This is a genomic window from Microbacterium sp. (assembly GCF_036566905.1).
GTDB lineage: Bacteria > Actinomycetota > Actinomycetes > Actinomycetales > Microbacteriaceae > Microbacterium.
In genome coordinates, this window is record NZ_DATCVK010000005.1 from 50,730 (window position 1) to 62,520 (window position 11,791).

General features: G+C 70.3%; 14 protein-coding genes and 1 tRNA gene. 6 read left to right on the forward strand and 9 right to left on the reverse strand.

Annotated elements, in window-relative coordinates; translation table 11 throughout:
• The first annotated feature begins 40 nt into the window (after positions 1 to 40).
• A complete protein-coding gene (locus VIP82_RS00460) occupies positions 41 to 799 on the forward strand; it encodes an SDR family oxidoreductase (RefSeq protein WP_331905343.1) in 759 nt (252 codons plus the stop codon).
• Between the two features lie 94 nt (positions 800 to 893).
• On the opposite strand, the gene VIP82_RS00465 is transcribed toward VIP82_RS00460, so the two are convergent.
• The 3 genes from VIP82_RS00465 to VIP82_RS00475 form a co-directional block, all read right to left on the reverse strand.
• Entirely contained in the window at positions 894 to 1,742 is an 849-nt protein-coding gene (locus VIP82_RS00465) for a helix-turn-helix transcriptional regulator (protein ID WP_331905403.1), read from the reverse strand.
• Positions 1,743 to 1,803: 61 nt separating this feature from the next.
• Positions 1,804 to 2,742: an SDR family oxidoreductase gene (locus VIP82_RS00470; RefSeq protein WP_331905344.1), complete on the reverse strand. Its 939-nt coding sequence runs from the start codon at positions 2,740 to 2,742 to the stop codon at positions 1,804 to 1,806.
• A 68-nt stretch (positions 2,743 to 2,810) separates the two neighbouring features.
• Entirely contained in the window at positions 2,811 to 3,134 is a 324-nt protein-coding gene (locus tag VIP82_RS00475; RefSeq protein ID WP_331905345.1) for a hypothetical protein, read from the reverse strand.
• 232 nt (positions 3,135 to 3,366) lie between these two features.
• Between VIP82_RS00475 and VIP82_RS00480 the strand changes: the two genes are divergently transcribed.
• A complete protein-coding gene (locus tag VIP82_RS00480; protein WP_331905346.1) occupies positions 3,367 to 4,344 on the forward strand; it encodes a zinc-binding dehydrogenase in 978 nt (325 codons plus the stop codon).
• A gap of 13 nt (positions 4,345 to 4,357) precedes the next feature.
• On the opposite strand, the gene VIP82_RS00485 is transcribed toward VIP82_RS00480, so the two are convergent.
• Both VIP82_RS00485 and VIP82_RS00490 read right to left on the reverse strand, forming a co-directional pair.
• On the reverse strand, positions 4,358 to 4,576 hold the full coding sequence (locus VIP82_RS00485) for a putative acetyltransferase (RefSeq protein ID WP_331905347.1): 219 nt from the start codon (positions 4,574 to 4,576) through the stop codon (positions 4,358 to 4,360).
• The gene (locus tag VIP82_RS00490) at positions 4,570 to 6,075 is read right to left on the reverse strand and encodes an SDR family NAD(P)-dependent oxidoreductase (protein ID WP_331905348.1); all 1,506 of its coding nucleotides are present in this window, start codon (positions 6,073 to 6,075) and stop codon (positions 4,570 to 4,572) included. Before VIP82_RS00490 ends, VIP82_RS00485 begins: the two co-directional genes overlap by 7 nt.
• Positions 6,076 to 6,100: 25 nt before the next feature.
• On the opposite strand from VIP82_RS00490, the gene VIP82_RS00495 reads away from it, so the two are divergent.
• Positions 6,101 to 6,517 carry an NUDIX hydrolase gene (locus VIP82_RS00495; RefSeq protein ID WP_331905349.1) on the forward strand — a complete coding sequence of 139 codons (417 nt, stop codon included), beginning with the start codon at positions 6,101 to 6,103 and terminating at the stop codon, positions 6,515 to 6,517.
• Between the two features lie 15 nt (positions 6,518 to 6,532).
• On the opposite strand, the gene VIP82_RS00500 is transcribed toward VIP82_RS00495, so the two are convergent.
• Positions 6,533 to 7,072 carry a YaeQ family protein gene (locus VIP82_RS00500; RefSeq protein WP_331905350.1) on the reverse strand — a complete coding sequence of 180 codons (540 nt, stop codon included), beginning with the start codon at positions 7,070 to 7,072 and terminating at the stop codon, positions 6,533 to 6,535.
• A gap of 79 nt (positions 7,073 to 7,151) precedes the next feature.
• Between VIP82_RS00500 and VIP82_RS00505 the strand changes: the two genes are divergently transcribed.
• Positions 7,152 to 7,565 carry a YkvA family protein gene (locus tag VIP82_RS00505; protein ID WP_331905351.1) on the forward strand — a complete coding sequence of 138 codons (414 nt, stop codon included), beginning with the start codon at positions 7,152 to 7,154 and terminating at the stop codon, positions 7,563 to 7,565.
• Positions 7,566 to 7,625: 60 nt separating this feature from the next.
• Here the strand turns inward: VIP82_RS00505 and VIP82_RS00510 are convergent, their stop codons facing one another.
• Positions 7,626 to 8,204 carry a hypothetical protein gene (locus VIP82_RS00510; RefSeq protein WP_331905352.1) on the reverse strand — a complete coding sequence of 193 codons (579 nt, stop codon included), beginning with the start codon at positions 8,202 to 8,204 and terminating at the stop codon, positions 7,626 to 7,628.
• 38 nt (positions 8,205 to 8,242) lie between these two features.
• Entirely contained in the window at positions 8,243 to 9,070 is an 828-nt protein-coding gene (locus VIP82_RS00515; RefSeq protein WP_331905353.1) for an inositol monophosphatase family protein, read from the reverse strand.
• Positions 9,071 to 9,164: 94 nt separating this feature from the next.
• Between VIP82_RS00515 and VIP82_RS00520 the strand changes: the two genes are divergently transcribed.
• A tRNA-Lys gene (locus VIP82_RS00520) sits at positions 9,165 to 9,240 on the forward strand.
• A gap of 207 nt (positions 9,241 to 9,447) precedes the next feature.
• Positions 9,448 to 10,683 (forward strand): MFS transporter, encoded by a 1,236-nt coding sequence (locus tag VIP82_RS00525; protein ID WP_331905354.1) that lies wholly within the window; start codon positions 9,448 to 9,450, stop codon positions 10,681 to 10,683.
• 93 nt (positions 10,684 to 10,776) lie between these two features.
• On the opposite strand, the gene VIP82_RS00530 is transcribed toward VIP82_RS00525, so the two are convergent.
• Positions 10,777 to 11,763, reverse strand: coding sequence for a fumarylacetoacetate hydrolase family protein (locus tag VIP82_RS00530; RefSeq protein ID WP_331905355.1), 987 nt, complete (start codon positions 11,761 to 11,763; stop codon positions 10,777 to 10,779).
• Positions 11,764 to 11,791 lie beyond the last annotated feature (28 nt).

Sequence of the window (11,791 nt, forward strand, 5' to 3'; positions counted from 1 at the left end):
AGCGCACACCTCCCCGCGCTCCTCGAACGAAAGGCACATCATGGCAAAGATCGTCGTCATCGGAGGCTCCGGGCTCATCGGCTCGAAGGTCGTCGCGAAGCTCACCGAGCACGGACACGAGGCCGTGCCGGCGTCGCCGAACTCCGGCGTGAACACGATCACCGGCGAGGGTCTCGCCGAGGTGCTGCGGGGTGCGGATGTCGTGGTCGACGTGTCGAACTCGCCCTCATTCGCGCCCGACGACGTGATGGAGTTCTTCACCACCTCTACGAACAACCTCGTCGCAGCATCGCGTGAGGCGGGCGTCGGACACTACGTGGCGCTGACGATCGTCGGGACCGACCGGCCCAACGACATCGACTACTTCGCGGCCAAGACGGCGCAGGAGAAGCTCATTCGCGAGTCGGGGATCCCGTACTCGCTCGTGCACGCGACGCAGTTCTTCGAGTTCATCGGCGGCATCGCCGCGGTGTCGGGTAAGAACGACGCCATCCACCTGCCGAACAACCTCATGCAGCCGATCGCCGCCGAGGACGTCGCGACGGCCGTCGCACGCACCGCCGCCGGTGCGCCGCTGAACGCCGACGTCGAGATCGCCGGCCCGGAGGTCATGGGACTCGACGAGCTGGTCCGCCGCGGCCTGGCGTTCCGCGGTGACCCGCGCGAGGTTGTGACCGACCCCGAGGCGCCCTACTTCGGCGCGCGCATGCACGAGCGCACGCTCATGCCGGTGGAGGGCGTGCAGGTGTTCGACACGACGCTGGACGAGTGGCTGCCGGCGAACCCGCCGCGCGACTGACCTGGCAACAGGTCGTCGACCGCACGCAAGACGAAACGCCCCGACTCGCGGGGCGTTTCGTCTTGCCCGTCCCTCTATGGCCGGCGGCGACGTCTCAGCGGCCCGCCGCGAGCTGCTGTGTGCCGATCACCGACAGCAGCTGCAGCCGGTCGTAGCTCTCGGTACCCGGCGTGGCGGTGAGTACGAGGAGCGTCTGGCCCTGCTCGGGATCGATGAGGAACTGGCATTGCATGTCCATCACACCGACCTCCGGGTGCTGCAGTCGCTTCTCGCGCGGGTGCGTGGAACGCACCTCGTGCGCCTCCCAGAGCTGCGCGAACTCCGGACTCTCGGCGAGCAGCACGTCCACCATTGCACCGGCCCGCGAGCTGGCACCGAACTTCGCGTAGGCGCTGCGGATGTCGGCGGTGAAGGCCCGCGAGTGCATCGCGTGGTCTTCCACGGGGTAGACGCCTCGGGCCGACGGATCCAGGAACCAGCGGTAGCCGACACTGCGCATGTACCCCTCGAAGCGGGTCTCGTCGCCGAACAGCGCGCGAGCGGCGGGCGTCTGAGCGAGGGTCTCGCCGAACTCGGTCATCACCTGGGCAGGCGTGTCGGCGAGGCGGTCGAGCACGCGCATGAGGCCGGGCGACACGTGCTCGCTGCGCAGAGTGCGCGTCGGCGCGGTGTGGCCGGCGAGCCGGAACAGGTGGTCCCGCTCATCGAGGCTGAGCCGTAGGCCGCGGGCGATCGCAGCGAGCATCTGCTCCGACGGCTGCGGCCCACGGGCCTGTTCGAGCCGGCTGTAGTAGTCGGCAGACATGTCGCAGAGCGCGGCGACCTCCTCGCGGCGCAGGCCCGACGTCCGCCGCCGCGGCCCCCGCCTCAGCCCGACGTCTTCGGGCTGCAGGGCTTCGCGGCGTCGACGCAGGAAGTCGGCGAGCTGTGCTCTGTCCATCATCCGAGTCTGCGGCATCCGTCGGCTCGTAGCCAGGGATCGCGGATCCCTCTGTGGAGCGCGTTCACGCAGGCACCCGCACGCCGGTGAGCTGCTCCGACAGCTGCCAGATGCGCCGGCCGTCGGCCTCGCTCTGCAGCCGCGAGTACAGCGGCTGCTCCGCCGGCAGGCCGCTCAGGTGGCGGAAGCCCTGGGGCCCGTAGAGACGCCCGCCGCGTGCATCGGGGCTCGTCGCCGCGTAGACCGCCGACAGAGCCGCAGAGGACGGGGTGCCGACGAGGATGCCGCGCCGCGAGATCGCCCGGATGAACTTCACCGCCGTGGTGTCGTCGGGTCGGCCCATCCCGGGCTGGGCCGACAGCAGGTTCGTCGGCGTGATGCCGGGGTGCGAGAGGTTGCTGTGGATGCCCCAGCCGGCGGCATCCGACCGCCGCTGCAGCTCGGTCGCGAACAGGCCGAACGCGATCTTCGAAGAGCCGTACGCCTTCATCGGGTCGTAGCCCTGCTCCCAGTTCGGGTCGTCCCACTTGACGGCGCCCTGGTCGGCCGCGACGCTCACCTGGCTGGTGACATGCGCGCGTCCGGCGCGGAGAAGCGGCAGCAGCCGGGCAGTGAGGGCGAAGTGCCCGAGGTGGTTGGTCGCGAGCTGCAGCTCGAATCCGTCGGCGGACACTTGGCGAGTCGGCGGGGTCATGACGCCGGCGTTCGCGATGAGGAGGTCGATGGGCCGGCCATCGCCCAGGAGCCGATCGGCGAGGGTCGACACCGAGTCGAGCGACGACAGATCCAGTGGCAGGAGACGGATGCCGGCATCCGGCGTCCGCTCACGGATCCGCGCAGCGGCCGTCTCGCCCTTCTGCGGGCTGCGGACCGGCATGAGGATGTCGGCGCCGGCGCGCGCGAGGCGTGCGGCGATCTCGAAGCCGACGCCGTCGCTCGCGCCGGTGACGAGGGCGAGTGTGCCGGTGAGGTCGGGAACGGGAATGTCGAGGGTCTTCGGCATGAGGGCGGCTCCTTGTTCGAGGGTTGCCTCCATGCTCAGGCGTCCGCCGCGGCGGATTCAGGGCGCTGTCATCCGGGGACGGGGGATCCCTGGTTGTGCACGTGGATCCGGCCAGGGAGGAAGGGCAGCGCCGGCGCCAGGTAGCGCAGAGCCGGCGCGTGGTGGGGCTCGAGCGCGAACTCCGCCTGCCCGAAGCGCCACATCCGGTTGAACAGGAACACCCCGACCACGACGGTCTCGTCGGCCGGGACCTGCCAGGTGCCGAGTCCCCACTGGGCCGGCTGGCCGCGGCCCGCGATCACGAGCGTCGGCTTGATGCGGGCGTAGAGGGCGAACCAGGGCTTGTGCAGGGTCAGCTCGATCCGGCGCGTGGCGTTGGCGGGTGTGCTCATGGCGATCAGGCCGTGAGCACGCACGCGTGCGTGCTGCCGTGGGTGTCTTGTGTGCTCATACCGGGTCACCTCTCGTCGTTCGGTCTCAGGCTAACCGTCGTCGGAGCGGACGGTCCGCGGGACGCGTCGCCGGCCCATCGCGGCGTGGAAGGGAATGAGTTCGAGGGATGCGGGGCTGTACCACCGAGTGGCGGCTCATCCGGCGGCCATGAATCTCGTTAGGAGCACCACCGTGCGCGCACTCACCCATTCCACCTTCGGCGACGCGACCGACGTCCTCGATGTCGCCGAGCGACCGCTCCCCGAGCCGGGCGCGGGTGAGGCGCGGGTGCGTACCGTGCTCTCTCCCATCCACAACCACGACCTGTGGACGGTCCGCGGCACCTACGGCTTCAAGCCCGAGCTGCCTGCCGGTGCCGGAACCGAGGCCTACGGTGTCATCGATGCGCTCGGCGAGGGCGTCGAGCACCTGCAGGTCGGGCAGCGTGTGGCCACGGGCGGCACGTTCGGCGTGTGGAGCGAGTACTTCGTCGCCAAGGCGGCCGGCCTCGTCCCCGTCCCGGACTCCATCGACGACGAGACCGCCGCGCAGCTCATCTCCATGCCCTTCAGTGCGCTCAGCCTGCTCGACTTCCTCGACGTGAAGCCGGGCGACTGGATCGTGCAGAACACCGCCAACGGCGCGGTCGGCAGGCTCGTCGCCCAGTTCGCCGCGGCGCGCGGCGTGCACGTGCTCGGGCTCGTACGGCGCGACGCGGGTGTGGCGGAGCTGGGCGAGCTGGGCATCCATGATGTGGTCTCGACCGAGTCCGACGGCTGGCGGGATCGCGCCGCGGAGATCCTGGGCGAGAATGCGCCGCGTGCAGCGGTGGACTCGGTCGGCGGCGACGCGGCCGGCGACCTCCTGTCGCTGCTCGGCGAGGGCGGCACGCTCGTCTCGTTCGGATCCATGGGGTCGAACACCCTGAAGCTGTCGGCCGGCGACCTGATCTTCAAGCAGGCGACGGTGAAGGGCTTCTGGGGCAGCACCGTGAGCCGGACGATGGATGCCGCCACCCGCGGCGCGCTGTTCGCCGAGCTCGTGCAGAGCATCGGGTCGGGCGAGGTCGCGCTTCCGGTGGACGCCGTCTACCCCTTCGAAGAGGCGCGGGCCGCCGCGGCGGCCAGCGCCGTGCCGGGACGCTCCGGCAAGGTGCTGCTGCGCTTCTGAGCGACGGCGTCCCTTACAGCGCTGCCGCCCGTCGAGGCGCGGGCGGCGGCGGCGGCACTTCCTTCGCCGCGATGATGGCGCCCCGCGGGATGCGCTCGACGCCGCGCTTGCCGTCGACGACCACTGTCTCGGCATCCGCGCTCAGCAGCTCGCCGAGCGCGTCCGTCGCCTGCCCGGTCGGCAGCAGATACCGCACCACCACGCGATGACCCGGCTCGGGCAGATTCACCATGCGCCGGGGGCGTAATCCTTGAGGAACACGCCGAACAGGTCTTCGCCCGCCTCGCCGCGCACGATGGGGTCGTAGACCCGCGCGGCGCCGTCGACGAGATCGAGGGGCGCGTGGAAGCCCTCCTCGGCCAGGCGCACCTTGGTCGGGTGCGGGCGCTCGTCGGTGATCCAGCCGGTGTCGACGCTCGTCATCAGGATGCGATCGGTCTCGAAGAGCTCGCGCGCACTGGTGCGGGTGAGCATGTTGACGGCAGCCTTGGCCATGTTGGTGTGGGGATGCCCCGGACCCTTGTACCCGCGATTGAAGACGCCCTCCATCGCGCTCACGTTCACGATGTAGGTGCGGCGCGCAGGGCTGGCCGCCATCGACGGCCGCAGTTTCGAGACGAGCAGGAACGGCGCGGTCGTGTTCGCCAGCTGCACCTCGAGCATCTCCAGCGGGTCGACCTCGTCGACGCTCTGCACCCACGAATTGCTGTGATCGAGGTCGGGGATCAGCCCGCCGGCGTCGATCGCCGTACCCGCGGCGAGGCGCTCGAGCGAGCTGGATCCGGCGGCCATGGCCTGCTCGGTCAGTTCGTCGGCGCGCGCGGCTGCCGCGGCGAGGATCGGGTGGGCGGTCACCGAGCGCTCCAGCGCCTGCGGGTGCCGGTCGTTGGTGTGGCCGAACGTGACGAGCTCGGGGAGCGGCCCGTCCGGCAGGGGCGCGAGCTCGGCGTCGACGAGCGGCTGGTAGGCGCCCGGTGAGCGGCGCACGGTCTGGGTGGCGTTGTTGATGAGGATGTCGAGCGGTCCCGCGGCCGCGACGTCCTCCGCCAAGCCGATCACCTGCGCCGGATCACGCAGGTCGATGCCGACGATCTTGAGCCGGTCGATCCACTCCGGCGCGTCGGGCAGGCTGCTGAAGCGGCGCACCGCGTCGCGGGGGAAGCGGGTGGTGATCGTCGTGTGCGCGCCGTCACGGAGCAGGCGCAGGGCGATGTACATGCCGATCTTCGCCCGCCCACCGGTGAGCAGGGCGCGCTTGCCGGTCAGATCGGTGCGGGCTTCGCGCTTGGCATGGCTCATCGCCGCGCAGTTGGGACAGAGCTGGTGGTAGAACGCGTCGACCACGGTGTAAGGCTGCTTGCAGATGTAGCAGCCGCGGGCCTTGATGAGTGTGCCGGCGGTGGGGGCGGTCGTGGCGGTGGAGATCGGGATGCCGCGGGTCTCGTCGTCGATCCGATCGGGCGCCCCGGTGGCGGTGGCGGCGACGACCGCACGGTCGGCCTGCGCGATCGCGTCGCGGATCTCACGCCGCCGCACCTTCTTCACGGCCTTGAACATCGCCGCGGTGGCACGGCGGACGGCGACGAAATCGGGGTGCGTCTCATCGAGGCCCGCCATGTTGTCGAGCACGCGCAGAGTGGTCGCGAGGTCGTCCGGGTCGATGCCGCTCGGCGGCAGGTCGGAGGGGGCGGAGGAATCGGGAAGCACACGTGATTCTACGCCGGGCGCCATGCACGGGAGCTGTTAGCGTGCCTTCGTGACCACTTCGGACGCCGCCCCGACCCGCGCCCGCAGCATCCATGTCTCGGCTGCGGTCATCGTCAACGAACGCGACGAGCTGCTGCTGGTGCGCAAGGCCGGCACGACGGCGTTCATGCAACCCGGCGGCAAGCCGGAGCCCGGCGAGTCCCCGAGCCAGACTCTGAGCCGCGAGCTGCGGGAGGAGCTGGGGATCTCGGTGGATGCGGAAGCGCTGCGGCCGCTCGGCTCATACACCGCCGCGGCGGCCAACGAACCAGGATGCCTCGTGGTCGCCGACGTGTTCGCCACCGACATCGGGGCCCAGCAGCCGGAGATAGGCGCCGAGATCGAAGAGCTGCGGTGGGTCACGCGAGAGGACGCCGAGGGCCTCGAGATCGCGCCGCTGGCGCGCGAGAACTTCCTCCCGCGCTGAGCCGCGATACCCAGGTCAGGCGGCCGGCTGCGTGTGGACGTCGGTCTCGAAGCTCGTCGCGTTGAGATCCAGGTAGATCCGGCGCTCCGTGATCGACACGGTCATCGTGTTGCGGCGCTCGAGCACGGCCGTCGCGGCGTCCACGAAGCCGGGGTCGAAGCTGTGGAGCAGGATCTCGTCGCCGCGGTGGATCCGCTTCCCGGCCCACGGTGCGGCGACCTTCGCCGGATCGCGATGCGTGTAGACCCTGGTGCGCTCGGCCTGCATGCTGCCGGTGTGCAGGCGCGCGGCATCCGGAGCCCCCACTTCGATCCAGGCGACCAGGGCGCCGGTGAGGTCGCGCACGAGCACCGCGGGCTCGTCGGTGGCCGAGACGCCTTCGCTGAACGCGATGCCCTCCTCGTACTCGAGGCAGTAGGCCAGCACCCGGGTGAACATGAAGGCGTCGGTCTCGGACGGATGCCGTGCCACGCGGACCGACAGATCCTCGTAGACGCCCCGATCGACGTCGGCCAGCTGAACCGCAAAGGTGTACATCGTCGCGCCGACTGCCATAGCGCTCGAGCCTACGTGGTGCGCACGCGTGCTCTCGCCCGTCCGGCGGCGGGGGAGGCGGCGGTGTTACAGTCGGCGGATGCCGGACTGGGCGATCGCCGTACTCTCGGTGCTCGCGGGTCTCGTGGTGCTCTGGGTGGCGCTGCTGGTGATCCTGTGGGTGCAGGCCCGCCGCGCCGGACGCGATGTGGACTGGCGGCAGATCGTGCGGCTCGTCGCCGACGTCGTCGTGCTGCTGCGCCGACTGGTCGCCGATCCGCGGGTGCCGCGGGGGACGCGATGGTGGCTCGGCGGGCTGCTGGTGTACCTGCTGCTGCCGATCGACCTCGTGCCCGACTTCATCCCGGTGCTCGGCTACGCCGACGACGCGATCATCGTCGCGATCGCGCTGCGTTACACGATCCGCACCGCCGGACGGCCGGCGATCGAGCGCCATTGGCCGGGCACGCCCGAGGGCCTCGAGAGCCTGCTCGCGCTGGTGGGGGTGCGCTGATCGGGCTGCGGAGACGACGACTCTGCGCAGCGTTGCGCGCTCAGTGACCGGGCGCTGTCGTCAGCTCTTCGGCCACTCGATCAGCAGCAGGCCCTGCTTGGTGTCGGAGACCGTCACGTAGCCGGTCGTGAAGAAGTACGTCATGCCGTACCCTTCGTCGTCCGGCGCGATCGCCGTCTCGGCACTCTCGGTGATGTAGACGCCCGCGGCGTCGTCTTCGCGCACCCAGCCCTGGGCGACGAGCTCGTCCTGCGCGTCGGCGGCCTCGTCCTCGGAGATCGGGGCCCAGCCGAACATGGCCCCGTGGTCACCTGCGGGGCCCTCGAAATCGGCCCACATGCACTGCAGGCCGTCCTCGATCTCGGTGCTGCCGATGTAGAGCGGCGACGCCTGCGAAGTCCAGCCGACACTCTCGTAGTCGGCGACGACCGAAGGACCGATGAGCGTGTCGCACGTCGGGTCTTCGGCGGCCCCCGGCTCAGGCTCGGGGGTGGCCGACGGGTCCGGAGCGGCCGCCGTGGGCGTGGCGGCGTTTCCCGTCTCTTCGGGTGCCGCCTCCGGGCTGCCGGCGCATGCCGACAGGAGGATCGCGGACAGGACGAGGGCGGCAGCGGCGCCGAGGATGCGAGAGGCAGGCATCGGTGAAGTCTCCGTGGGGGAAGGGAGGCGGGTGAGTTTCAGGGGGAGTGGAGCAGATCGAGATAGGCGTCGTGGAGGACGCCGTTCGTGGCGAGGGAGGACCCTTCCGAGAGGGAATCGCGGCCGTCGAACGACGTGAACCTGCCGCCGGACTCGGTCACGATCGGAACCAGCGCGGCGATGTCGTACTCCTTGACGCCGAACTCGGCGACGAATTCGAGGCGTCCCTCGGCGAGCAGCATGTACGGCCACGCGTCGCCGTAGCCGCGGTCGCGCCACACCGCCGAGGTGAGGCGTTCCAGAGCGTCGAGCTTGCCGGCATCCCGCCACTGTCCGATGCTCTGGAAGCTCACGCTGGATTCGGCGATCGCATCGACCGCCGACACGCCCAGGCGCCGGGTGCCGCCCGACGGCGTGGTGGTCCACGCGCCGAGCCCCGTGGCCGCCCACCAGCGCCGGCCGATGGCCGGCTGGCTCGCCACGCCCACGCGCGGGACACCGTCGATCGCAAGCGCGATCAGGGTCGTCCACATCGGGATGCCCTTGAGGTAGTTCGCGGTGCCGTCGATCGGATCGATGATCCACTGCCGGTTCGAGTCGCCCGTGACCCCGTACTCCTCGCCGAAGACGCCGTCGGCGGGACGCTCGGACTCGAGCAACGCGCGCAGGGCGCGTTCGGTCGCGAGATCAGCCTCGGTCACGTGGCTCGCGTCGGCCTTCAGCCGGATGTCGAGATCCGCGGCATCGAAGCGCGACATGGAGGCCGCGTCCGCCGCATCGGCCAGCCTCAGCGCCAGCTCGAGATCGGGCCCCAGATCGCCCTCGAACGGCGTGTCGAACGTCGACGAGGGGGGAGGGGTGGTCACGGGATCAAGGATAGCCGGGGCGTTCCCGTCTCGATTTCACGAGACGCGATCGTGATGCTAATGTTGGTCCTCGGTTCGCCACGTTGTGAACTACGCACCTCTAGCTCAATCGGCAGAGCAACTGACTCTTAATCAGTGGGTTCTGGGTTCAAGTCCCAGGGGGTGCACCACCAGAAGAGCCGCCTCCCGCAGAGCATGCGGGGGCGGCTTTTTGTTGCTTCTGTCGGCGGGCCGAGGCGTCGCGCCTGGGCGACGCAACGGAACCGGGTAGCCGGTTGCGGGAGGCATCCGCGCCATCGATGTGCACGATCACCGAATCGATCTTCGCTGATTCCCCCGGAACCCCTTCAATGAGGGTGGAGTCAAAGGAGATTTCAATGACGAAGCCCAACCTCGAGGTCGCCCAGACGACGACCACTCGACGCGCCGGAGCCTGGCAGGCGACCCTCCTGCTGGCCGGCAGCTGCATGCCCGTGATGGGGTCCGTCCTCATCACTCCCGTTCTGCCCCAGCTCTCCGAGCACTTCGGCGACCAGCCGGGTGCGGAGGTGCTGGTGCCGATGATCGTCGCGATCCCCGCACTCATGATCGCGCTGTTCGCGCCGTTCGCCGGGCAGATCATCGACCGCACCGGTCGCAAGACCCTGCTGGTCGTGGCGATGTTCGCCTACGCCGTGGCCGGCACGGTGCCGGCGTGGCTCGACAACCTGACCGGCATCCTGATCAGCCGTGCCTTCGTGGGCCTCTTCGAAGCGGCCATCATGACCGTCTGCACGACGCTCATCGTGGACTACTTCCACGAGGAGCACCGCCGCAACAGGTACCTCAGCCTGCAGACCGTCGCCACGACGCTCGGCGCGACGGTGTTCATCGCCCTCGGCGGCGCGGTCGGCTCGGCGGGCTGGCACGCGCCGTTCTGGATCTACGCCATCGCGATCCCGATCGCCGTGGCCATGGTGTTCTCGCTGTGGGAGCCGGGCCGTGGCGACTCCACCGACCTCCACGTGCCGACGGGCGAGAAGGCCCGCGTGCCGTGGCGCATCCTCGGCCTGCCCCTCGTGGTCACCCTCTTCGGCGGCTTCACCTTCTACGTCATGATCATCGAGGTCAGCTACCTCGTCGTCGGCACGGGGGTGGCCGCCGATGACACGGCCACGATCGGCCTGGTGGCCGCGATCGCCTCGCTCGCCACGGCCGCCGGCGCCTTCACGTTCCCGCGCATCGCGAAAGCGGGCACACGGCTGCAGCTCCCGCTGGCGTTCGGGCTCCAGGCCGTCGGCATGATCATCGTGTGGCTCTTCGACGGCTTCGCCGGGGTGCTGATCGGTGCCATCGTCGCGGGCTACGGCTCGGGCATCCTGCTTCCCTCGCTCGTCACGTGGGTGGTCTCGCGGACCCGGTTCGAGGAACGTGGTCGCGCGACCGGCTGGTGGACCGGCGCGTTCTTCTTCGGGCAGTTCGTCACGCCGCTGCTGATGGGCGCGCTCACGGCCGGCGCCGGCGCGCCGCTGCCCGTGGCGGTGGGCGTCGTCGGCATCGCTGCCGCGATCGTCGCCGCCATCCTCGCGTTCGTCCTGCGCCGGCAGCAGCCCGCGCCGGTGGCAGCCGCCTGATCGACAGAGAAGGGCCGGATCGTCCACGGACGATCCGGCCCTTCTCATGCCTGCGGGTGCCCGCGGTCGGCCGCCGGCCCGACGCGGTCCGTGTCAGTGTGCGTCGGCCGCGCGGTGCCGAAGACGCGGGCGCGGACGTGCGTGCGGGACGGCGGGCGCCGGCACCGCAGCGCCGACCGTGCCGACGAGCTCGCCGATGCCCTCGACCACCATGCGCACCTCGTCGCCGTCCTGCAGCGGCGGCGGCACGAGACCGCCGTTGCGGCCCCACAGCTCGCCGAGGCAGCCGCCGTTGCCGACGGTTCCACTGCCCAGCACGTCACCCGGCACCACGCGGGAGTTGCGCGACGCGTAGGCGACGAACTCGGGGAACGGCCACCCGGCGTTCGAGACGAGGTCCTCGCCGATCAGTTCGCCGTTGACGTAGACCTCGGCACGGATCGCCAGGAAGCCGTCGGCGTCCAGGTACGGCTCGAGCTCGTCGGCCGTGACGATCCACGGGCCGAGAGCCGTGCCGAAGTCCTTGCCCTTCGCGGGCCCGAGGCGCACCTTCATCTCGCGGCCCTGCAGGTCGCGGGCGGACCAATCGTTCATGATCGTGTACCCGAAGACGACGGATGCCGCGTCCTCGACGGTCAGGTTCGACTCGCCGACGTCGCGCGTACCGCCGACGACCACGGCGACCTCCAGCTCGAAGTCGAGCCGCTGGGTCACCGGTGGATGCAGCACGTCGTCGGGACCGAGGATCGTGTGCGGGTTCGTGAAGTAGAACGTCGGCGCCTCGTACCACTCGTCGGCGACGTGGCTCTTGCCCTCGACGCCGGCGCTGACCCCTTCGACGTGCTCCTCGAAGGCGACGAAGTCGCGCACGGATGCCGGCACCAGCGGCGCAAGCAGCCGCACCTCAGCGAGCGGAGTGCCGACGTCGGCGGGTACCCGTGCGAACGCCGCGTGGGCGGCATCCAGGCCTCCCGTCAGCACATCCGCCACCGTCAGGCCGTCGGGAAACGGGACGACCCGATCGCCGACGACGAACCCCTCGCCGATGGCTCCGTCATGACTCCAGCGGGCGATTCTCATTCGGGTGTCCTCTCTCCTGGCCTGAGCG

Excerpts from the sequence above, each read along its gene's own strand:
- VIP82_RS00460 (WP_331905343.1), top strand. The coding sequence starts at position 41 with ATGGCAAAGATCGTCGTCATCGGAGGCTCCGGGCTCATCGGCTCGAAG.
- VIP82_RS00465 (WP_331905403.1), bottom strand. The coding sequence starts at position 1,742 with ATGATGGACAGAGCACAGCTCGCCGACTTCCTGCGTCGACGCCGCGAA.
- VIP82_RS00470 (WP_331905344.1), bottom strand. The coding sequence starts at position 2,742 with ATGCCGAAGACCCTCGACATTCCCGTTCCCGACCTCACCGGCACACTC.
- VIP82_RS00475 (WP_331905345.1), bottom strand. The coding sequence starts at position 3,134 with ATGAGCACACCCGCCAACGCCACGCGCCGGATCGAGCTGACCCTGCAC.
- VIP82_RS00485 (WP_331905347.1), bottom strand. The coding sequence starts at position 4,576 with ATGGTGAATCTGCCCGAGCCGGGTCATCGCGTGGTGGTGCGGTATCTG.
- VIP82_RS00490 (WP_331905348.1), bottom strand. The coding sequence starts at position 6,075 with ATGGCGCCCGGCGTAGAATCACGTGTGCTTCCCGATTCCTCCGCCCCC.
- VIP82_RS00500 (WP_331905350.1), bottom strand. The coding sequence starts at position 7,072 with ATGGCAGTCGGCGCGACGATGTACACCTTTGCGGTTCAGCTGGCCGAC.
- VIP82_RS00505 (WP_331905351.1), top strand. The coding sequence starts at position 7,152 with ATGCCGGACTGGGCGATCGCCGTACTCTCGGTGCTCGCGGGTCTCGTG.
- VIP82_RS00510 (WP_331905352.1), bottom strand. The coding sequence starts at position 8,204 with ATGCCTGCCTCTCGCATCCTCGGCGCCGCTGCCGCCCTCGTCCTGTCC.
- VIP82_RS00525 (WP_331905354.1), top strand. The coding sequence starts at position 9,448 with ATGACGAAGCCCAACCTCGAGGTCGCCCAGACGACGACCACTCGACGC.
- VIP82_RS00530 (WP_331905355.1), bottom strand. The coding sequence starts at position 11,763 with ATGAGAATCGCCCGCTGGAGTCATGACGGAGCCATCGGCGAGGGGTTC.